Below are 20,780 nucleotides of genomic sequence, written 5' to 3'. Positions count from 1 at the left end.
GATACTTAACAATCAGCCTTCTGGAGGCACAGACTATGGCACTTTCAGTCAATACTAACGTTGCATCTTTAAACACGCAGCGTAACTTGAACAGCTCGTCCAATGCGTTGGCAACATCATTACAGCGTTTATCCACTGGCTCTCGTATTAATAGCGCAAAGGATGATGCTGCCGGCCTACAGATTGCCAACCGCTTAACCAGCCAGATTAACGGCATGGGTGTCGCGGTTAAAAACTCCAATGACGGTATATCTATGGCGCAAACTGCTGAAGGTGCGCTGGAGCAGTCAACTAATATCTTACAGCGTATGCGTGATCTGTCTTTACAGTCTGCGAACGGCTCCAATAGTAAGGAAGAGCGCAGTGCACTGAACGCAGAAGTGGCTGAGCTGAAAAAAGAGCTGGATCGTATTGCAAATACCACCAGTTTCGGTGGCCGTAAATTGCTGGACGGCAGCTTTGGCAGCACTACTTTTCAGGTGGGTGCGGCTGCTAATGAAATGATCAGTATGAAAATTGACGAAATGTCGACCTCAGCGCTGAACTCACGAGTGACACGGGCGACTGTAACGGGTGATAAAATTATTGATCCGGCCATTGCTGGGGTTAATGCAAAAGAATTGACTATCGAGTCTACTGCTACGACGGGCACGGTTGCGAATGCGCGACCAGAGGGCACAGCTACTGTAAAAGTAGATGATTTTACAGTGGTGGGCGGTGGTGCACCGTCTACTGGTAAAGTAACCATTACCAGTGAGTATACTCTGGCTGCTGGCGAAAAAGTAACCACGAAAGATGCTGCTGGAGATGATGTTGAGATAACTTTGACTCAAGCTGTAACTGTACAGCTTTCACATACTGCAGACTTCTCATCAACTGCTAATGACCTGGCTACTGCGCCGGGCTCTTGGGCAGACCTAGTAGATGGTACGACTGGTGATGATACTATTCAGGGTAAGTTTGACGTGGCATTTCAGGCGCAAATCAATACTGCTGCCTTGGCTGCCGCAAAGTCTCAAATACTTGAGCAACAAAAAGGCGTTCAAGAGTTTGCTACTCAAATTAACGATCGCAATATTGGTGTGGGTGCTTTTGTAGAGGACGGTAATGTCATTCTGGTTGCCAACGGTAAAGGTGACAACGCAGCTGCTGATGCTTTAGCAGCAATGCAAGGACTGGGCTTAGCTGCTGACTTGTCGGCTTTAGAGTTCGCAACAAGCGACATAAGTGTTGGCAGCATCGACTTGAATACTGTTCAAGGTTCTCAAGAAGCCATTATCGCTATCGACCAAGCCATCCAAAAGATCGACGCTCAGCGCGCAGACTTGGGTGCGGTGCAGAATCGATTTGAGAACACCATCTCAAACTTGCAAAATATTGCCGAAAACGTCTCTGCGGCGCGAGGAAGAATTCAAGATACTGACTTTGCGGCCGAAACAGCGGCATTGAGTAAGAATCAGATCATGCAACAGGCGGGTACAGCAATTTTGGCGCAGGCCAATCAGTTGCCCCAAGCGGTACTTAGTTTGCTTCAGTAATGAGCGGCTAAGGGTTGCATAATATGGCGGGCGCGTGTTTATTTACACGCAATCCCGCCTTACAACAGCCCCGAGGTGAGCTATGGACATCATTACAAACAAAAGCGCAGTAACGCCACAGATGCATAAGCAAGAGATTAGGCAGGCTGAAGCAGTGCCGCTTGGGCGTCCAGTAGGACGTGTAGCCGCACCAGTAGAGCAAGCGCAGCCGCAAGCCCGAGAGTTCTCGCAGCAAGATATGCAGTCCCTTGAGGACGCTGTGGCAAGCATGCAAGGTGCTACACAAGCGCTGCAGCGTGACTTGAACTTTTCTATTGATGATTCCACTGGCCGCATGGTGGTTAAAGTGACAGATTCAGCTTCAGGCGAAATCATTCGTCAGATGCCGACTGAAGAAGCGCTGCGATTGGCCGAAAGCTTAGATGAGATGCGTAGCTTATTGTTTACCGCAGAAGCGTGATAACAATATTTGCAGCGCCATCTAAAGAAAAGTTTACTATGCTCGATACAGTTCGAGCACTTAGAGTGACAGCTTGATTGTAAAGTTATAAATGAATATAAACGCTAGATAACTGGCGAAGGTGGTTAAAATGGCGGGAATTCCAGGTATAGGCTCCGGCTTAGACATTAAAAATATTGTTAAGGCAATGGTTGACGCAGAAGTTGCTCCCAAGGCTTCGCAATTAGGCCGTCTTGAGAAAACCACTGAAGCCAAATTTTCTGCGTTGGGGCAGCTGCAGAGTGCGCTCGGTAATTTCCAAACCGCCATGAAAGACCTTAACAAAATGGCGTTGTTTGATAATCGCACAGCGACTTCCTCAAACACTGCTTTGCTCAGTGCTACAGCAGAAAAAACAGCGTTATCCGGTAAGTATAGTGTTGCCGTAGAGCGCTTAGCATCCAGCAGCAAAGTAACGACAGCAGCTTTAGATAAAGACTTTAAAGCAACTGAGGCTGGCAGCTTAACGGTTAAACTGGGTGGCGATGACGAAAGCCCGGTGAGCGTAAATATCGCTGAGGGTGCTAGCCTTATTGAAATACGTGATGCCCTTAACGAGCAGTTAAAAGATAAAGGCGTAACGGCAAATATCATTAATAACCCCAGCACTGGACAATCACAGTTGGTGCTAAGCGGCAAAGAAACCGGTAGCGGTAAAGATATTATAGTGACTGGTGCTGGCGGTAATCTCGATGCACTTAATGTTAACGGCTCAGTCATGGCACAAGCTGCTGTCGCAGCGACGGATGATTCACTTTTTGTACCAGCCACAGCAGGCGCCTTAGAGTTGGCAGCCAATGCGGTATTTACGATTGATGGTTTAAAGCTTGAAAGCGCTTCTAATACGGTTGAAAACGTTATTCCTGATGTCAGTTTCACTTTAAAAGGTAAGACTGAAGAGAATAAACCGTTAACGGTCACCGTTGGACAAGATACTAAAGGCGTTAAAGATCAGCTGAAAAAGTTTGTTGATTCTTATAACGAGTTTATGGAAGTGAGTAATAAGCTGACCGCAGTGACTAAAGTGGGCGACGATAAAGCTCCGGTTGTTGGCGGTTTGGTCGGTGACTCAACAGTGCGTAATCTGGTAAACAGTATGCGTAACGAGTTGAGTAATGTATCCGGCAATGGTGACATTCGAGTCTTGGCTGACTTGGGGATTACCACGCAAAAAGACGGTACATTGAAAATTGATGATAAAAAACTGGACGCTGCATTGGAGACAAACTTCGATTCAGTAGGTCAGTTTTTTGCTGGTGACAACGGATTGATGTCACGCATGGATAACCGCATTGGCGGCTATACCGGCAAGGATGGCATTATTGGTTCGCGGCAGCAGAGTTTGGATGCTACGCGAAGTGATATTACCAAGCAGAAAGAAAAACTCACTGCGCGTGCAGGCCAAATTGAAGCACGCCTATTGAAGCAATTTAATGCGATGGATGCGCTGGTTGGACAACTCAATACAACCAGTCAACAACTTCTCCAGTCACTGGGCAGCTTGCCTGGTATGAATTCAAGGAATTAATGCATGAGTAACCCAGTAAAGACTTATAACTCAGTAGCCGAAGGTCAGGATTTAACCCCGTATCAGGCCGTTGATTTGCTGCTTGATGGCGCATTAGAGAGTATTTCAACTGCATTGATTGCACAGAAAGAAAACAACGCAGCCCAGCGTGGCGAGGCAGTTGGTACGACACTGACGATCATTGGTTTGCTGCAAGACAGCCTCGATAAAAGCTTAGGCGGTGAGTTAGCGGAAAATCTGGATGAGCTTTACAGCTACATGACCCGACGTTTAGCCACGGTATCAGTGGATAAAACCCCGCAAAGCTTAGAAGAAGTGCAAAATATTGTTTTACAGTTGCGTGAAGGTTGGTCACAGATCGATCCGAGCCAAGAACCAAAAGAATTGTAAATAAATATTAAAGAATAAGCGGTCAGTGACGATACAAAGGATAGTTGAAACGCTTATGGAGCACGATGTTATGAACGCAATGACCGCTATGCGACAGTACCAATCAGTTAATACTCAAGCGCAGGCGATTGAGGCTGACCCACACCGTTTGATTCAAATGCTGTTTGAAGGTGGCTTAACCCGTTTAGCGCAAGCACGTGGCGCTATGGAACGTGAGCAAACTGCCCTCAAAGGTGAGCTGCTGAGTAAGGCCATTGGCATTGTTGGTGGTTTACGCCAAGCTTTAGATCTAGAAAAAGGCGGTGAGATTGCCGCAAATCTTGATCGCTTATATGAGTACATGACCACTCGTTTGATGGAAGCAAACCTTAAAAACGATCTCGCTATTGTTGAAGAAGTGTCTGACTTATTGCGTGAAGTAAAAACTGGCTGGGATGCCATTGCAGCTTAAACTGCACTGACGAGAGGCAAGTACCATGAGCACAAGCACTGTTGAGCAACTTCAAAACACCAGTACCGCTTTGCGCGATGCTCTAGCGCAGCAAGACTGGCAAGCTGTAGGTCGATTGGATCTACAATGTCGACAAGCTGTTGACAGTGCTATGTCTGACCCTCATCAGAATAGCGATGAGTTACGTGAGCGCATGCAAGAATTATTGGATCTGTACCACGAAATGGTCAGTATCTGCCAAGGCGAACAGCAACGTATTGCTGATGAGTTACGCCAGATCAATCAGTCGAAACAAAGCGCCAAAGTCTACCAAATGTTCGGTTGATTTATTGACGCAAACACAAGCCCCAAGTGCAATCTGTACTTGGGGCTTTTTTGTATCCACTTGATTAAGCGTCAGTTTTATAAAAGCCCATTAAAATTACGTCATAAAATTGACAATGGCGGCAGTTTTGACTTTACTAGTGGCAGTTTGCTTTCATGCTTGAATAGCGTCCTTTGTCTTTAGAGTCTAAGTAGTCATTATGTGGCGAGAAACGAAAATCCTCCTGGTCCACGACCACGTTGAGCAATGCAAAGAGTTTGCCAATATCCTCACTTTTTTAGATGAGAACTACATTGCTTGCACCAGCGCGCAGTGGCGTGATGCAGTTGCAACGCTAAACTCCAGCCGTGGAGTGTTGTGTGTGATGCTTGGTGGTATTAGCGCAGGAAAGCGCTTAGAAGCTTTGATCAAAGAGTTTGTTGAGTGGGATGAGTTCTTGCCAATTATTTTGCTGGAAGAGGGCGAAGCCATTGAGCTGCCTAGTGCAGTATCCGCCTCGGTCTTAACCCGCTTAGCAATGCCGCCCAGTTACAGCCAGTTGCTGGGTATCTTGCACCGTGCGCAAGTTTACCGTGAGGTGTATGACCAAGCGGCAGAGCGCCGTACTCAACGTGAGCCCAATTTATTTCGCAGCCTTGTGGGGGCCAGTCGTTGCATTCAAAGTGTGCGGCAGATGATGCAGCAAGTGGCCGATACCGAAGCCAGTGTGCTGATTCTCGGTGAATCGGGCACGGGTAAAGAAGTGATTGCGCGCAATTTGCATTACAACTCTGAGCGCCGTGATGGGCCCTTTGTGCCGATTAACTGTGGGGCAATTCCGGCAGAGTTATTGGAAAGCGAATTATTTGGCCACGAGAAAGGCGCGTTTACCGGTGCGATCAGTGCACGCGCTGGGCGTTTTGAGTTGGCTAAAGGCGGTACGCTGTTTTTAGATGAAGTCGGCGATATGCCGCTAACCATGCAGGTTAAGTTGCTGCGGGTATTGCAAGAGCGCATTTATGAGCGTGTGGGGGGGAATAAATCCATTGATGCGGATGTGCGTATTGTGGCTGCCACCCATAAGAATCTTGAAGAAATGATCGAGTTGGGCGATTTTCGTGAGGATTTATTTTACCGCCTCAATGTGTTCCCCATTGAAATGCCACCGCTGCGTGAGCGCACCGAAGATATTCCGTTATTGATTAACGAGCTGGTATCGCGCATGGAAAATGAAAAGCGTGGCTCGGTGCGTTTTAATGAGGCGGCGATTATGTCGTTGTGTCAGCACAGCTGGCCGGGTAACGTGCGCGAGCTGGCGAACCTTGTTGAGCGTATGGCGATCATGTACCCGCACGGGGTCATTGGTATCAGCGAGTTGCCGCGTAAGTTTCGTTACATTGATGAAGAAAACGGAATTCAGGAATTACGCGAGGAAGTCAGTGAGCGTGCAGCGTTATTGGCTGCAGTTGAGGACGTCCCAGCGCCAAACCCAACCGCTCAGCTACCTTCGACAGGGCTGGATTTGCGTGAATACCTGGCTGAGTTGGAGCAGGATTTAATTCAGCAAGCATTGACTGAAGAAGATGGCGTGGTGGCCCGCGCCGCTGAGCGTTTAAATATTCGTCGCACCACCTTAGTGGAGAAAATGCGCAAATATGGCATGAGCCGCAGCTAAAGCGTCCGTAGCAAGACGCTGTGCTGAAGTTTGATTACAATGCTGCTCTTTAATTCTTGTCTGGAGCAGTATTGATGCCGCAGCATCCCGCACATGATTCACCACTGGGCAAAAATAGTGCCTACACCAGTCAATACGATGCCAGTTTACTCTTTGGCATTGCTCGGGCGACCAAGTGGCGCGAGCTGGGTTTTTCTGCTGATAATCTGCCCTATGTTGGCGTGGATGTTTGGAACTGCTATGAGTTGTCTTGGTTGCTGCCCAGCGGTAAGCCTGTGGTGGCAGTTGCGCAAGTAGTGGTGCCGGCTGATTCGGCCAATATCATCGAATCCAAGTCCTTTAAGTTGTATTTAAACTCTTTTAACCAAAGTGTGTATGCCAGCTTTGCTGAAGTGCAGGCGGTATTGGCTGCGGACTTATCCAAGGTTGCACAGGCAACAGTGCAAGTTGAGTTGAAGACCTTTGCGCAAGTGGCTGCAGAAGGCGTTCATGAGCCGCAGGGGCTGTGCATTGATGATCTGGATGTGCATCTTAACCAATATGAGAACCCGGGCTTAGAGCAGCTTGTGTGCGGCACTGAGCAGGTTGAAGAGCATCTGTACAGCCATCTCTTGAAATCCAACTGCCCAGTCACCGGACAGCCGGATTGGGGCACGATACAGGTGCATTACCGCGGAGCAGCTTTGGATCATGCCAGCCTGCTGACTTACTTGGTGAGCTTTCGACAGCATCAGGACTTTCATGAGCAGTGCGTTGAGCGGATTTTTCTGGATTTACAAGCCTGTTTGCAGCCAGAATTGTTAAGCGTTTCCGCCCGTTATGTGCGTCGTGGCGGTCTGGACATTAATCCGTACCGCAGCTTGCAGCACTGTGCAGTAGAGAACCTGCGTTTAGCGCGCCAGTAACGCCTAAGGGCATCGCTTGGATTTAGCTCATAAAAAAACCGTGCGTGCTGCACGGTTTTTTTATGGCTTGCGTAAGCTTACGCGTTTAGGGCAGCTTTAGAGCTTGTTGGGTTTACCGGCCGCGGCGCGGTCAGCTTGCCATTGTTCGAACGTCTGCATGTTTTGATCAAACTCAAAACGCTCAAGGATTTTAAAGTAATCCTGACGTGAAGGGTGCGCCATAACAGCCTCGCGGTCATTGACCTGTACCACATAGACGGTTTGGATATTTTGGTGATCAAAGGCACGCCATTGCGCGGCATCTTTTAGCAAGCTGTACTCATGGCCTTCGAGGGCGTTAATGACTGCTCCACTGTCAAGGCTGTTGCTGCGTTGTACCGCGTCTGCCCATTGTTTGACTACCGTATAAGCAGAGGCCGCAGCACTGGGTGGGTACAGCTCGTAGGCTTGATTAAAGTTTTCTACAAATGCGAGGCCAGTTGCGGAGTTTTCAACTTCTGGTGCGCGCCAGAGCCAGTGCTCGGTACCAATCACGCCGACCATTAAGCCTGGACCTGCTTGCTCGATAACAGACTGAGTGAGGTTCGGGGCGACAATCTGAACTTTTTTGGTTAAACCCAAGGTTTCTGCGGTGCGCATCGCGCGGACTAAGTCGTGACCATAGAGTGCTAGCACGACGATTTCAGCATTGCTCTCTTGGGCTTGCTTGAGTACCGCCGTGTAGTCGGACTGCTTGGCGGTAGGGAAAGGCAATAAAACGCCTTTGTGTTTGCTGGTATCTGTGGTGTTGGTGTTGTCCCGTAGCGCTTGCTCGGAGCTGTGTCCCCAAGAGTAATCTGCGGTGATATAAAAATACGATTTATCAGCGAAGTGAGTTGATAAATAGTGGCCAAGGGCATAACCGGTCATCGCCGCATTACTGCTTTCGCGAAAGACATAGCGGTGACCATTGGCGCCAGTAACATCATTAGAGTAGCCAATCGTGGCAAAGTATAGTGTATTGAGTTGGCGGGCACGCTCACTGGCAGCCACTGCTACGGCGCTGGAGACACTGCCAAATAGCATTGCTGCACCTTGATCAACCAGAGCATCAACGTTGCGTGCGGCTTTCTCCGGGCGTGAGGCGGTATCGCGAGTGATTAAACTGACTTCGCGGCCTAACACACCGCCTTGCGCATTGATTTCATCAATGGCTAGCAGTGCTCCGCGCATTTGCGCCAAGCCCTCTTCTTTGTAGTGACCCGTGCGTGGGTAGTTTAAACCAATGAGTATGGGGTCAGCAGCCAGTGCTGTTACGGTCATTCCAACCCATAGGGTTAGAGCAGAGAGCATACGGATCACAAGGATTTCCTTATTTCGAAGCCTAAAAAGGAGGGGTGCAATTATAGGGGTGACTGTGCAGACATAGCTGAAGTTCGGGTACTGTATCTTAGTCGTAGTACCTGTGGGGTTATTATGCTCTGATTAACGGGCACGGGTTTTGACCCCGAGCAATAAAAACCAGACCTGTACCTGTTCTTGCAGTTGCTGCTGGACTTTTTCTACATCCATGTCGTTAAAAATTTGCTGGGCTAAAGGCAGTTGTGCTAACTGTTGGTGTTTTAGCGGGTTGTGTAAGGCCTCGCCAATCTGCACCAGCTCATAGAGTTGTGCTGTGTCTGCGCTGCTGCTGGCAAGATGGCCATTGCGGTAACGGGCGCAGTCAACTAAGTGGCTGGGCTGTTTCCAAGAGGTCAATAACACTGTGCCTATTTGCCCTGAAAGTTGCTCGCACACTGTATTGAGGTTGTCAGTCTCACGCTCGATTTGCGGCCAGTTTTCCAGCTCAGCCAACAACGGTAGGCTGCCAATATCCTGAAACAAACCGCCTAAAAGCGCGTCGTCCGCAGATATTTCCGGCAATACACTGGTTAAACTAGCTGACCACGCCGCCCGCGCCAAAGAGGCGTTCCAGCGCGCACGAAACGCTTTTTGTAAGGCCAACTCTTTGCTAATAAAAATATTGCGCACGGCAAAGCTTAACACAAGGTTATTGAGCTTACTGGTGCCCAAACGCGCTAAAACATCGCGCAGTGAGCGGCAGGGGCGAGCACTTTTTAATAGTGGGCTGTCAGCAAATTGCATTAAGTAAGCAGCCAGTGGCGGGTCGCTATTGATCACACGACTGAGGTGTTCTAGAGAGGTGTAAGGGTCGCGTAATAAGCTACGGATTCGCAGTGCGTTTTCTGGCATCTGCGGGATCTTCACTGTGCCTTTAAGGAAGGCACTCAGCAGTGAGTAGTGTAAGCTTTGTTGTGCTGAGCTTTGAGTACTGTTGGTGTCACTCATTGACAAGTTATCCTGGCTTTCCTAGGGTGCTGCTTTTTTATCGCAGGTTGAAATCATGCCGCAGTATAACCGTATTAAGCTGGAAGAGAGTTGGAAAACAGCGTTATCTGCTGAATTTGAACAGCCTTATATGCAGCAATTGTCTAATTTTTTACGCGAAGAAAAGCAGCAGGGGAAAGTTATTTATCCGCCCGGCGGGCTGATTTTTAATGCGCTGAACTTAACGCCTTTGCCTAAAGTTAAGGTGGTTATCTTAGGGCAAGACCCTTACCACGGCCCTGGCCAGGCCCATGGTTTAAGCTTTTCTGTGCCTGTTGGTATAAAAGTGCCGCCGTCATTGCTCAACATGTATAAAGAGTTGCAGCGTGATTTAAATATCCCCATTGCCCAGCACGGTTGTTTACAAAGTTGGGCAGAGCAGGGGGTGCTGTTGCTTAATACAACTTTAACGGTGGTGCAGAGCCAGGCGGGTTCTCATGCTAAGGCCGGTTGGCAGCGCTTTACTGATCACATCATTGATTGCGTCAGTGCGCAGCAAGAGCATGTGGTGTTTATGTTGTGGGGCGCCCATGCGCGCAGTAAGGCGCAGCGTATTGATGCCAGCAAACACTTGTTGCTCAGCTCGGTGCACCCCTCACCGTTATCCGCTTACCGCGGTTTTATCGGTAATGGTCACTTTAGTCAGTGCAATAAGTTTTTACAGCGCACCGGACAAACCCCCATTGACTGGCGCTTGCCTGAACTCAGTAGCGAGCAGACTGAGCTGCCGTTATAAACCTCTGATGCTACGGCGGCGGTTCTGGCTGATTGTCGTGGGCTAAGTGCGCCAGTAAGCGCGCAATGGCTGCATCGAGCTCATCCAGTGCCGGATCAATTTGTGCGGCGTTATTTTTCAGTAAGACTTCACAGGTTTTACAAATAGCGCGCAATTGCGGTACGCCGCAATATTGGCTGGCCCCATGAATGCGGTGAATGCGCTCCAGCAGTGCGCCGCGATCGCTTTGACTGCGGGCTTGTTGGATATAGGCGCGATCACTGGGCAGAGATTCGAGCAGCAAGGTCAACAGCTCATTGGCGAGGCCGTCTTTGCCGTTGGATAGTTTACGGCCTTCGTCGCGATCAATAACTGGCAAGTGCTGATGTTCAGTGCTGATGGGCATAGGTTGCTCAAGTTGTGCTTGCGTGGCCATAAAAACCCCTGTCCATTTGGCAATGGCTTGGGCTAGGGATTGCTCGCTGATCGGCTTACTTAGGCAGTCATTTAATCCGGCTTGTAAAAATAAGTGGGTTTCATTGGCGAGGGCGTGGGCTGTCACCGCAATAATTGGGGTGGTTTCCAGCTGCTGGTTGTGCTCCCACTCACGCATTGCCGCTGTACATTGCTGGCCGCTCATAACCGGCATTTGAATGTCCATAAAGACAATATCAAAGCTGTATTGCTGGAACAGCGCCAACGCCGTATGGCCATTGTCGGCGCTGCTGACCCGTGCACCCATGTCTTGCAGTAAGGTTTTAATCAACAGTAAGTTGGCCGGGTTATCGTCCACGCACAGGGCATGTAACTGATGTTGCTCAGGGTCAGTTAAGGACTGCTCTGACGCTGGGTTTTGAATGGCTAAAAGGTTATTAACCGCATGTTGCAAGCGGCGATGACAGGCTGGTTTGCTGAGCATTTGTTCACAAAAAGGCTTGCCAAGGTTGTTCTGGAAAATATTAAAGTCACTGGTGCTGCACAGCAGTAAAACTTCGCACTGCCGTTGCTGCAACTGACTAAAAATATTTTTCAATTGATGCAACGGATGCTGCTTGGTGTTAATGCTCAGTACGGCCAGATGGTAAGGGGCGACCGAGGCTTCTGCGGCCTGTACTTTGGCTAGGATAGCGTCCAGGTTATCGATACAGTCCACGTGCAAGCCGCAATCTTCCAGCTGGTGGGCAATGGCTTGTAAGGCCAAAGAGTGCGGCTCATAGAGTATGGCGCGATGGCTGGGGTGTTTGATTTCAATACTCGACAGTTCACCACTATCGGCTTTTTCTAGACGCAGGCTAAAACTAAACTCCGAGCCTTCGCCGATGGTGCTGGTGACACTGATTTCACCGCCCATGTGCTCCACCAAACGTTTGGAAATGGTCAGCCCTAAGCCCGTCCCACCAGCTTGGCGGGTCAGTGAGTGATCGGCTTGGGTAAAGGCCTGGAATAAAGCGTTTTGTTCCAGCTCGTGCATGCCAATGCCCGTGTCTTGTACGCTGAAACGCAGTAAGGCAAAGCTGTCATCTTCATCCTCGAGCATGGCGCGCACGACGATATTACCCTCGTGGGTAAATTTAATGGCATTGCCAATTAAGTTGGTAAGGATTTGCTTAATGCGCTGGGCGTCACCAATTAGGGTGCGCGGAGTGTCACGGTAAACGAGGCTGATCAGTTCCAGTTGTTTGTGGTGGGCGGCTGGCGCTAATAAGGTGAGCGTGTCTTGGATTAAATCACGCAGATAAAAAGGCGCATGATCGAGCACCAGTTTGCCTGCTTCAATTTTAGAGAAATCTAAAACTTCATTGATGATATTGAGCAGGCTGTCGGAGGAGTTAATAATGGTGTTGAGGTAGTCCTCTTGGCGAATGGTGAGGTCGCTTTTTTTCAACAGCTGGGTGAAACCAATAATGCCATTCAACGGGGTGCGAATTTCGTGGCTCATATTGGCCAGAAACTCTGACTTGATGCGGCTGGCTTCAATGGCTTCTTTACGGGCTAAGTCCAGTTCAATATTTTGAATTTCAATGGTTTCGAGGTTGTGACGCGCATCGTCCAAAGCTTGGTCAATATTGCCTTGCAGCTCTTCTTGGGCTTGCTGCAATGATTGCGCCATAAGATTAATACCATTAACCAACTCGTCGAGCTCCTGGCTGCCGGGGGAGCTTAGGCGGGTATCTAAGTGTCCTTCACGGATGCTGGCCACCCCACGCTTAATGTTTTCTAAGGGTAAATTAATGGTACGACTTAGGCGCAACGCCAGCAGCGCAGTGATCAGCAGGCCAAAGGCGATGAGTACGCTGCTGATGAAAATTTGCCGGTAGCCTTCCAGTAAGGTGGCGTGGTGTGACAGCTCTAAACTGACCCAGCCAATGGGCTGTTGTTGGTTGTGTTGCGGCTGCTCAACAGCAGTGGGGGCTAGAGGGCGCGCATAAATGGGCAGGGTCAGCAGTGAGCCAGCGCGCTGGCTGGTAATGCTCAGTTGCAGGGTGTCCGACAGTGATTGCTTGGGCATCGATGGCCCAGAGTGGGCTAGCACAGTGTCAGGGGCTGCGATAAAGCGGACTGAGCGCACATCATTGAGGTTATTGGCTTCTTGGGCAATACGCGCCAATTGTTCTCGGTCCCCAGCCTTGAGTGCGGCGTAACTGTGTAGGGACAGTTGACTGAGAATGAGCTGTGCGCGCTGTAGAAGCTGCTGTTGTGAATCTTGCAGCTGGGCATAGCTGAACCAGCTGCCCAGAATAATTGCGAAAGCACCCGACGGCACCAAGGTGAGCAGTAGCACGCGTCCTTTAATTCCAAGCTTGGTCAACACGCTGTGATTCTCCACGCCGCAAAAGAAATTTGTTAATAAAATTATCTTGAATTATAGCTTCAGGTTATAAGTTGATGCCTTCGTGGGTTATGGACTCTTCCCATTTGGCGCTATGATAGGCCTCTTTAAATTTTGATGCCGCTGCTTATTACTATGACTGTTCATTATCCAACTTTAGCCGACTGCATCGGCAGTACCCCGTTAATTCGTTTACAGCGTCTGGGTGGCGCAACGAGCAATACTTTACTGGTTAAGCTTGAGGGCAATAACCCTGCTGGCTCGGTAAAAGACCGCCCAGCACTGGCCATGATTGAGCGCGCCGAGCGCAGTGGTCGTATCCAACCGGGGGATGCCCTCATTGAGGCTACCTCGGGAAATACTGGCATTGCCTTGGCTATGGTCGCTGCTATTAAAGGCTACCGAATGTTGCTGATTATGCCAGATAACTCCACCGCTGAACGCAAAGCAGCCATGACGGCCTATGGTGCAGAATTGATTTTGGTGGAGTCAATGGAAGCGGCCCGTGATTTAGCTCTGGAGATGCAAGCACAGGGCAAGGGCATAGTGCTGGATCAGTTTTCTAATCAGGATAATCCCAGCGCGCATTACCAAACCACTGGGCCAGAAATTTGGCAGCAAACCCAAGGGCAAATCACCCACTTTGTCAGTTCTATGGGCACCACTGGCACCATTATGGGGGTTTCACGTTATTTGAAAGAGCAAAGCCCAGAGGTGCAAATTGTTGGTTTACAACCCACAGAAGGGGCAACTATTCCGGGGATTCGCCGTTGGCCGGCAGCTTATTTACCAAGCATTTTTGACCCCAGCCGAGTTGATCAAGTGGTGGATATGGATCAACACACCGCGGAAGACTGCATGCGCCGTTTAGCCCGTGAGGAGGGTATCTTTTGTGGGGTGTCATCCGGTGGCGCGGTGGCTGCCATGCTGGAAGTGTCGAAAAGCGTTGAAAACGCAGTATTGGTGGCAATTATTTGTGACCGCGGTGACCGCTACCTGTCTAGCGGTATTTATGCGCCGGAGTCTGTATGAGTCGCTCAAAAGCACCCAAGTCGTTACGGTTTCAACCAGCGGGAGGTGTGCGTAACACCTTGCCTGCGGGTAAAAAACAAGTGTTGAGCATTGAACGCTTATCGCACGATGGCCGTGGCATTGCTTTTTTAGACGGGCGCACTTGGTTTGTCAGCGGCGCTTTACCCGGTGAGCAGGTGCAAGCCGAAGTGTTGGCCGCGCGCAGCAAGGTGGTTGAGGCGCAAAGCTTAGTGATTCAGAGCAGTAGCCCGGAGCGTATTACTCCTGAGTGCCAGTGGGCCGGGCGCTGTGGCGGCTGTACGTTGCAGCATATTAGCCATGCACAGCAAATTGAGCTCAAGCACGCTAATTTAGTTGAGCAGTTCAGTCGCGAGGGGCTGACCCCGGTAACTTGGGCAGAACCTTTAGTGGGGCCAGCATTTGCCTATCGCCGCCGCAGTCGTGTTGCTGTGCGTTATGACGTTAAACAAAAGCATGTGCAGGTGGGCTTTCGCGGCCCGGCCAGTAATGCCATTGTTGAAGTGGCCAGTTGCATTATTTTAGTCCCTGAGTTGCAGCCGGTATTTGCAGGGCTAAGTGCTTTATTTAATAGTTTTCAACAGCCGCAAGTGTTAGGTCATGTGGAGCTATTCAGTGGCCACAATACGGCATTGTTGCTGCGTCATACCCAAGCGCTGCATGCTGCGGATTTAGCCAAGCTACGCGCTTACTGTGCCGAGCACCATGTGCAATTATGGCTGCAAGGCATTGGTGAGCCACAGCCAGATCAAGCCGGAGCCACCTTGGGTTATGCGTTAACCCAGTACGCTGTCGAAATTGCTTATCAGCCCGGTGATTTTGTTCAGGTCAATGCGCAAATGAATGAGGCGATGATCGCCCAAGCGCTAAAATGGTTAGCGCCACAGTCGGGTGCTCGCGTGCTGGATTTGTTTTGTGGATTGGGTAACTTTGCCTTGCCGCTGGCGCAACAGGTTGAGGAGGTAGTGGCGGTGGAGGGTGTCGAGTCGATGCTGGTGCGTGCACGGGCCAATGCTGAAGCCAATCAGCTGAGCAATGTGCACTTTTACCATGCCGACTTGTCTATGCCGTTACGCAAAGCGCCTTGGGCCAAACAAGGCTTCGCTGCAGCATTGCTGGATCCGCCTCGCGAAGGTGCACAGATGACCGTGACTGATTTGGCGCAATTAAAAGTGCCGCGCATTGTCTATGTTTCCTGTAACCCCGCCACACTGGCGCGGGATGCGGCGGTTTTGCTTGCCAAGGGCTATCGTTTAGAAAAAGCCGGTGTGCTGGATATGTTTGCGCAAACAGGGCATGCCGAAGCTATGGCGCTGTTGGTCAAGCCGTAAGCGTTTGACTGAGTTGGTGTAGTGATTGCTTGAGTCTTGAACTCGAAGGATTGGTAATGGTACAGGTCAGAACAGAACAGCCAGTTAGCCAAGATGGCAGTATCGATTTACCCAGTTGGGTGGCGCAGATTATCGCAGTTGATCCCTTGCTGGATGCCCAAGGTTTGCTCAGTGCGTGTGAGTTTGCCCGCGATGCTGAGCAGAAAGCTAAGGAAACCCATAATGTTTGGGCAGAGGGCGCTTCTAGCTTGCAAATCGGTTTGGAAATTGCACAGATTCTTGTGGATTTAAAGCTGGATCAAGAAACCTTAGTGGCGGCTATTTTGTACCGCACGGTGCGCGAAGGCAAAGCGCCGTTGGGTGAAATTGAGCGTTTATTTGGTCCGGTGGTCAGCAAGTTAATTGATGGTGTACTGCGTATGGCGGCGATCAGCGCCAGTATTAACCCGCGCAAAAGTGTTGTGCTCAACGCCCAGGCACAAGTGGAAAACTTACGCCGCATGTTGGTGGCCATGGTCGATGATGTGCGCGTTGCCCTGATTAAGCTGGCTGAACGCACCTGCGCTATTCGTGCAGTAAAAAACGCCCCAGAACACAAACGTTATCGAGTCGCCCGTGAAGTTGCGGATATTTACGCACCTTTGGCGCACCGCTTAGGTATTGGCCACATTAAGTGGGAATTAGAAGACTTATCGTTTCGTTATATCGAGCCAGAACAGTACATGCACATTGCTGGGTTATTGCATGAGCGGCGCATTGACCGTGAACAGTATATCCGCCGAGTGGTGCAAGAGTTGCGCGAAGAGTTGCAAGAGGCGCAGATTGATGCGGATGTGAGTGGCCGAGTCAAACACATTTATTCTATTTGGCGCAAAATGCAGAAAAAAGGTCTGCGCTTCAGCGAGATTTATGATGTGCGTGCGGTACGTATTACGGTCCCTGAAGTGCGTGATTGTTATAGCGCGCTGGGCATTGTGCATACGCGCTGGCCACATATTGCCCGTGAGTTTGATGACTACATTGCTAACCCGAAAGAAAACGGCTATCGCTCGCTGCACACCGCGGTGATTGGTCCTGAAGGTAAGGTGTTGGAAGTGCAAATCCGCACCCATGCCATGCATGAAGAGGCGGAGCTGGGCGTTTGTGCGCATTGGCGTTATAAAGGCGCTGATAAGGATGGCCAGTCGGATCACTACGAAGAGAAAATTGCTTGGCTACGGCAAGTGCTGGAGTGGCATGAAGAGCTGGGTGATATTGGCGGCTTAGCGGATCAAATTCGTGTGGATATCGAGCCAGATCGAGTTTATGTCTTTACTCCAGACGGCCATGCCATTGATTTGCCAAAAGGCTCCACGCCACTGGATTTTGCTTATCGGGTGCATACAGAAATTGGCCATAATTGCCGTGGTGCTAAGGTTAACGGTCGCATTGTGCCGCTCAATTACAGCCTGAAAACCGGCGAGCAAATTGAGGTGATCACCGGTAAAAATGGTGCTCCCAGCCGTGATTGGCTCAATACTAATTTAGGTTACATTAATACCACCCGCGCCCGCGCTAAAGTGGTGCATTGGTTTAAGTTGCAAGATCGCGATCAAAACGTCACCGCGGGTAAACACATGCTTGAGCGTGAGCTGACTCGCTTGGCCATTGGTCCGGTGAATTATGAGCGCCTTGCTGAGCGTTGTAATTTAAAAACTAGTGAAGACTTGTTTGCTGCTTTGGGTGCTGGAGATGTGCGTTTGGCCCATGCTGTGGGGCTGGCGCAGCAACTGCTTGAGCCCCACGAGCGTAGCGTGCAGCAGCTGGATTTAATTCCACGCAAACCAACCCAGCACAGCGCTGTGCCCCGCGATGAAATTCGCATTCATGGGGTGGGCAATTTACTGACGCAAATGGCCGGTTGCTGCCAACCAGTACCCGGTGAGCCGATTGTTGGCTATATCACAGTGGGGCGTGGTGTGACTATCCACCGTCAGGATTGTGCTACGGCTTTGCAACTCAGCAGTCGTGAGCCCGAGCGTATGATTCAAGTGGGCTGGGGTGCAGAGCCGGTGAAAACCTACCCTGTGGATGTGTTGGTGCGCGCTTATGATCGTTCCGGTTTGCTCAGTGATATTTCTCAGGTGCTACTCAATGAGAAAATGAACATTGTGGCTTTGCAAACCAGTACCAGCAAAGAAGACAATACCGCAATGATTAATTTAACCGTGGAAGTGCCGGGCTTGGATGAGCTGGGCCGTTTATTAGGCCGTATTTCACAGTTACCTAATATCATTGAAGTACGCCGCCAACGTCATTAATTGCACGCTGTACTGCAGTGAAATATCAGCGAATATCTGCGAGTTAGCCTTAAGTGTTGGGGTTAGTTATTCTTAGCGCCCCTGTAACTATTTAGAAGGAAGTTATTGCATGTCAGAGTTTCCACCTTGCCCATCCTGTAACGAAGAAATTACTTACCCTGATCGTGAAAATTACGTGTGCGCAACCTGCGGTCATGAGTGGCCGATGAGTGCGCCTGAAGTGTCAGAAGAAAGCACTGAGAAGGTTGTCCGTGATGCCCACGGTACCCCGCTGTCTGATGGTGATACTGTGGTGCTGATTAAAGATTTAAAAGTTAAAGGCAGCTCTACTGTGATTAAAATGGGCACCCGCGTGACTAATATTCGTATTGTCGACGGTGATCATGATTTGGACTGCCGTGTTGATGGGCAAAAAATTATGCTCAAATCTGAGTTTATGAAAAAAGCCTAAGTAAGACAGGTGCTGCAGGTTGTGGCTTTATAGTTTGGCCTGAGTCTTAGATAGTCGCTGAATAATTTCGTCGCTCTATACTTTACTTTCTAGTTATATATTTATAATCAGCAAGTAAAGTATAGGGCGACGGACTTTTTAATAAGCTTATAGCTTTTTTTATTGGTTGATTGTTTTATTTGTGATGTGTTTTTGTTTTTCAGTTTTAATTTAAGGTATGTGTTTTTCTGTTTTCTAGTTAGTTGTTATATTTTATTATTTAAATGTCAGTAATTTGACTTGCGTCACGCTTTCTAGGTTGCTAAGTCTTTTTGTATGCCTGAGTATTCATCCCTTGAATTATCAGTCTTAACGTTAAGGATCGACGCAATGTCAGAGAGTTTTCAAAATGAAGTCCCTAAATCACGTGTCAATATTAAGCTAGATTTGCATACGGGAGGGGCGCAGAAAAAGGTTGAATTGCCATTAAAGCTGTTAGTAGTTGGCGATTTTAGTAATGGAAAAGAGAGTAGGCCAGTATCTGAGCGTGAGCGAGTTAATTTAAATAAAAATAACTTTAATAATGTTCTGTCTGATTTTTCCCCAGAGCTTAACCTAACGGTTGAAGATACATTATTAGGCGATGGCAGTGATAAAGGGGTAAAGCTCAATTTTAATGACATAAAAGATTTTGAGCCAGAGCAGGTCGCACGTCAAATTCCGCAACTTAAAGCAATGCTCGCTATGAGAAATCTGTTGCGCGATCTCAAATCCAATCTATTAGATAATGTAACTTTTCGTCGAGAGCTAGAGGCTATCTTAAAGGACAGCGCGCTGAGTGATGAATTGCGTACAGAATTAGCCAGTTTGGCACCCAAAAAATCAGAATTAGCGTAACTTTTAACAAGGAGTGTTTGTATGTCAGCTCATGTGGAAAATAACCAAAGTCAACCTGCGGTTGTTGAACAGGTTGCCACTGAAGGTGTTTATGCCTCTTTATTTGGCAAAATTAATTTAGAGCCGGTTGCTGCTTTAAGTGATTTAAATAGTTTTCAAGATGACAGTGGACTGGCTGAAGTGACCGCTAACGAGCGAGTTACTGCAGGTGTACAAGTCTTTTTAGAGCGTTTGAAAAAGTCAGGGCAGGCTGTAGAACGCTTGGATAAAACCTTGTTGGATCATCATATTGCCGAGCTCGATCAACAGATCAGCAAACAGTTAGACGCAGTGATGCATCACCCTGAGTTTCAAGCTGTAGAGTCTGCATGGCGTGGTCTTAAATCGTTGGTTGACCGTACAGATTTTAGGCAAAATGTTAAGTTAGAAGTTCTTGATATTGCTAAAGACGATTTGCGTCAAGACTTTGAAGACAGCCCAGAAATGATTCAGAGTGGCCTGTATTACCACACTTATATTCAAGAGTACGATACGCCAGGTGGCGAACCCATAGGCGCAGTTATCTCTAACTATGAGTTTGATCGCAGTCCTCAGGACATTGCTCTGCTGCGCAATATTTCCAAAGTCTCTGCTGCCGCGCATATGCCGTTTATTGGTTCGGTTAATCCGGCTTTCTTTGGTAAGGAGAGCATGGAAGAAGTAGCAGCAATTAAGGATATTGGTAACTACTTTGATCGTGCCGAATATTTAAAATGGAAGTCGTTTCGTGAGACGGATGACTCTCGTTATATCGGGCTGACCATGCCTAGAGTATTGGGGCGCTTGCCCTATGGTCCAGATACGGTGCCAGTGCGTAGTTTTAACTATGTGGAAGAAGTTAAAGGCCCTGATCATGAGAAGTATTTGTGGACTAACGCGAGTTTTTCGTTTGCAGCAAATATGGTTAAAAGCTTCATTAGTAATGGCTGGTGTGTACAAATTCGCGGGCCACAAGCAGGCGGTGCAGTAAAAGATTTACCGATTCATTTGTTTGATTTAGGCACGGGCAATCAAGTTAAAATTCCATCAGAAATTATGATTTCTGAAACACGTGAATTTGAGTTTGCCAACCTTGGTTTTATCCCACTGTCCTATTATAAAAATCGTGATTATTCATGCTTTTTCTCGGCTAACTCAGCGCAAAAGCCAGCGTTATACGACACAGCAGATGCCACAGCCAACAGTCGCATTAACTCTCGCCTGCCATACATTTTCTTGTTGTCGCGTATCGCGCATTATTTGAAGCTGATTCAACGAGAAAATATTGGTACCACTAAAGATCGCCGCCTCTTGGAGCTGGAACTCAATAACTGGGTGCGGGGTTTAGTGACTGAAATGACTGACCCGGGTGATGACTTGCAAGCTTCGCACCCATTGCGCGATGCACGGGTAGAAGTTGAAGATATCGACGATAACCCCGGCTTCTTCCGCGTCAAACTGTATGCCGTGCCGCATTTTCAGGTTGAGGGGATGGACGTCAATCTATCGTTAGTATCTCAGATGCCTAAAGCCAAAGCGTAAGCGGAGGCTC

At 48.9% G+C, this 20,780-nt stretch carries 18 protein-coding genes; 15 read left to right on the top strand and 3 right to left on the bottom strand.

Annotation, left to right across the window (positions count from 1 at the left end):
• Positions 1–35 precede the first annotated feature (35 nt).
• The 8 genes from O6P33_RS10890 (at position 36) to queF (ending at position 7,290) form a co-directional block, all read left to right on the top strand.
• Positions 36–1,538 carry a flagellin gene (locus O6P33_RS10890; RefSeq protein WP_269817800.1) on the top strand — a complete coding sequence of 501 codons (1,503 nt, stop codon included), beginning with the start codon at positions 36–38 and terminating at the stop codon, positions 1,536–1,538.
• A gap of 82 nt (positions 1,539–1,620) precedes the next feature.
• Complete coding sequence (locus O6P33_RS10885; protein WP_269817799.1) at positions 1,621–1,998, top strand: flagellar protein FlaG; 378 nt, start codon at positions 1,621–1,623, stop codon at positions 1,996–1,998.
• A gap of 130 nt (positions 1,999–2,128) precedes the next feature.
• Positions 2,129–3,565 carry a flagellar filament capping protein FliD gene (gene fliD / locus O6P33_RS10880; RefSeq protein WP_269817798.1) on the top strand — a complete coding sequence of 479 codons (1,437 nt, stop codon included), beginning with the start codon at positions 2,129–2,131 and terminating at the stop codon, positions 3,563–3,565.
• A 3-nt stretch (positions 3,566–3,568) separates the two neighbouring features.
• Entirely contained in the window at positions 3,569–3,955 is a 387-nt protein-coding gene (gene fliS / locus O6P33_RS10875) for a flagellar export chaperone FliS (RefSeq protein ID WP_269817797.1), read from the top strand.
• A 70-nt stretch (positions 3,956–4,025) separates the two neighbouring features.
• Entirely contained in the window at positions 4,026–4,406 is a 381-nt protein-coding gene (gene fliS / locus O6P33_RS10870; protein WP_269817796.1) for a flagellar export chaperone FliS, read from the top strand.
• 25 nt (positions 4,407–4,431) lie between these two features.
• The gene (locus tag O6P33_RS10865) at positions 4,432–4,731 is read left to right on the top strand and encodes a flagellar protein FliT (RefSeq protein WP_269817795.1); all 300 of its coding nucleotides are present in this window, start codon (positions 4,432–4,434) and stop codon (positions 4,729–4,731) included.
• Positions 4,732–4,930: 199 nt separating this feature from the next.
• The gene (locus O6P33_RS10860; protein ID WP_269817794.1) at positions 4,931–6,385 is read left to right on the top strand and encodes a sigma-54 dependent transcriptional regulator; all 1,455 of its coding nucleotides are present in this window, start codon (positions 4,931–4,933) and stop codon (positions 6,383–6,385) included.
• A 74-nt stretch (positions 6,386–6,459) separates the two neighbouring features.
• Positions 6,460–7,290: an NADPH-dependent 7-cyano-7-deazaguanine reductase QueF gene (queF, locus tag O6P33_RS10855; RefSeq protein WP_269817793.1), complete on the top strand. Its 831-nt coding sequence runs from the start codon at positions 6,460–6,462 to the stop codon at positions 7,288–7,290.
• Between the two features lie 96 nt (positions 7,291–7,386).
• On the opposite strand, the gene O6P33_RS10850 is transcribed toward queF, so the two are convergent.
• Together O6P33_RS10850 and O6P33_RS10845 are read right to left on the bottom strand one after the other, a co-directional pair.
• Complete coding sequence (locus tag O6P33_RS10850; RefSeq protein WP_269819520.1) at positions 7,387–8,628, bottom strand: ABC transporter substrate-binding protein; 1,242 nt, start codon at positions 8,626–8,628, stop codon at positions 7,387–7,389.
• A 126-nt stretch (positions 8,629–8,754) separates the two neighbouring features.
• Positions 8,755–9,618 (bottom strand): HDOD domain-containing protein, encoded by an 864-nt coding sequence (locus O6P33_RS10845; RefSeq protein ID WP_269817792.1) that lies wholly within the window; start codon positions 9,616–9,618, stop codon positions 8,755–8,757.
• A gap of 55 nt (positions 9,619–9,673) precedes the next feature.
• On the opposite strand from O6P33_RS10845, the gene ung reads away from it, so the two are divergent.
• The gene (ung, locus tag O6P33_RS10840) at positions 9,674–10,393 is read left to right on the top strand and encodes a uracil-DNA glycosylase (protein WP_269817791.1); all 720 of its coding nucleotides are present in this window, start codon (positions 9,674–9,676) and stop codon (positions 10,391–10,393) included.
• 10 nt (positions 10,394–10,403) lie between these two features.
• Here the strand turns inward: ung and O6P33_RS10835 are convergent, their stop codons facing one another.
• Entirely contained in the window at positions 10,404–13,184 is a 2,781-nt protein-coding gene (locus tag O6P33_RS10835) for a response regulator (protein WP_269817790.1), read from the bottom strand.
• Positions 13,185–13,337: 153 nt separating this feature from the next.
• Here O6P33_RS10835 and cysM point away from each other — a divergent pair, with 153 nt between their 5' ends.
• From cysM to tssC, 6 genes are all read left to right on the top strand, one after another.
• Complete coding sequence (gene cysM / locus O6P33_RS10830) at positions 13,338–14,234, top strand: cysteine synthase CysM (protein WP_269817789.1); 897 nt, start codon at positions 13,338–13,340, stop codon at positions 14,232–14,234.
• Entirely contained in the window at positions 14,231–15,583 is a 1,353-nt protein-coding gene (gene rlmD / locus O6P33_RS10825) for a 23S rRNA (uracil(1939)-C(5))-methyltransferase RlmD (RefSeq protein WP_269817788.1), read from the top strand. Before cysM ends, rlmD begins: the two co-directional genes overlap by 4 nt.
• 56 nt (positions 15,584–15,639) lie before the next feature.
• Positions 15,640–17,883, top strand: coding sequence for a GTP diphosphokinase (gene relA, locus O6P33_RS10820; RefSeq protein ID WP_269819519.1), 2,244 nt, complete (start codon positions 15,640–15,642; stop codon positions 17,881–17,883).
• A gap of 109 nt (positions 17,884–17,992) precedes the next feature.
• Positions 17,993–18,334 (top strand): zinc ribbon domain-containing protein YjdM, encoded by a 342-nt coding sequence (locus O6P33_RS10815; RefSeq protein ID WP_269817787.1) that lies wholly within the window; start codon positions 17,993–17,995, stop codon positions 18,332–18,334.
• 369 nt (positions 18,335–18,703) lie between these two features.
• Complete coding sequence (tssB, locus tag O6P33_RS10810; RefSeq protein WP_269817786.1) at positions 18,704–19,210, top strand: type VI secretion system contractile sheath small subunit; 507 nt, start codon at positions 18,704–18,706, stop codon at positions 19,208–19,210.
• A gap of 21 nt (positions 19,211–19,231) precedes the next feature.
• A complete protein-coding gene (tssC, locus tag O6P33_RS10805; RefSeq protein WP_269817785.1) occupies positions 19,232–20,770 on the top strand; it encodes a type VI secretion system contractile sheath large subunit in 1,539 nt (512 codons plus the stop codon).
• Positions 20,771–20,780: the final 10 nt, after the last annotated feature.

Source organism: Denitrificimonas caeni (assembly GCF_027498055.1).
Classification (GTDB): domain Bacteria; phylum Pseudomonadota; class Gammaproteobacteria; order Pseudomonadales; family Pseudomonadaceae; genus Denitrificimonas.
This window is presented reverse-complemented; position numbering and strand designations above follow the sequence as displayed.

Coding starts and splice junctions, on each gene's coding strand:
- rlmD (WP_269817788.1), top strand. CDS start 14,231: ATGAGTCGCTCAAAAGCACCCAAGTCGTTACGGTTTCAACCAGCGGGA.
- O6P33_RS10845 (WP_269817792.1), bottom strand. CDS start 9,618: ATGAGTGACACCAACAGTACTCAAAGCTCAGCACAACAAAGCTTACAC.
- relA (WP_269819519.1), top strand. CDS start 15,640: ATGGTACAGGTCAGAACAGAACAGCCAGTTAGCCAAGATGGCAGTATC.
- fliD (WP_269817798.1), top strand. CDS start 2,129: ATGGCGGGAATTCCAGGTATAGGCTCCGGCTTAGACATTAAAAATATT.
- O6P33_RS10860 (WP_269817794.1), top strand. CDS start 4,931: ATGTGGCGAGAAACGAAAATCCTCCTGGTCCACGACCACGTTGAGCAA.
- cysM (WP_269817789.1), top strand. CDS start 13,338: ATGACTGTTCATTATCCAACTTTAGCCGACTGCATCGGCAGTACCCCG.
- fliS (WP_269817797.1), top strand. CDS start 3,569: ATGAGTAACCCAGTAAAGACTTATAACTCAGTAGCCGAAGGTCAGGAT.
- O6P33_RS10865 (WP_269817795.1), top strand. CDS start 4,432: ATGAGCACAAGCACTGTTGAGCAACTTCAAAACACCAGTACCGCTTTG.
- fliS (WP_269817796.1), top strand. CDS start 4,026: ATGAACGCAATGACCGCTATGCGACAGTACCAATCAGTTAATACTCAA.
- tssB (WP_269817786.1), top strand. CDS start 18,704: ATGTCAGAGAGTTTTCAAAATGAAGTCCCTAAATCACGTGTCAATATT.
- tssC (WP_269817785.1), top strand. CDS start 19,232: ATGTCAGCTCATGTGGAAAATAACCAAAGTCAACCTGCGGTTGTTGAA.
- O6P33_RS10885 (WP_269817799.1), top strand. CDS start 1,621: ATGGACATCATTACAAACAAAAGCGCAGTAACGCCACAGATGCATAAG.
- ung (WP_269817791.1), top strand. CDS start 9,674: ATGCCGCAGTATAACCGTATTAAGCTGGAAGAGAGTTGGAAAACAGCG.
- O6P33_RS10815 (WP_269817787.1), top strand. CDS start 17,993: ATGTCAGAGTTTCCACCTTGCCCATCCTGTAACGAAGAAATTACTTAC.
- queF (WP_269817793.1), top strand. CDS start 6,460: ATGCCGCAGCATCCCGCACATGATTCACCACTGGGCAAAAATAGTGCC.
- O6P33_RS10890 (WP_269817800.1), top strand. CDS start 36: ATGGCACTTTCAGTCAATACTAACGTTGCATCTTTAAACACGCAGCGT.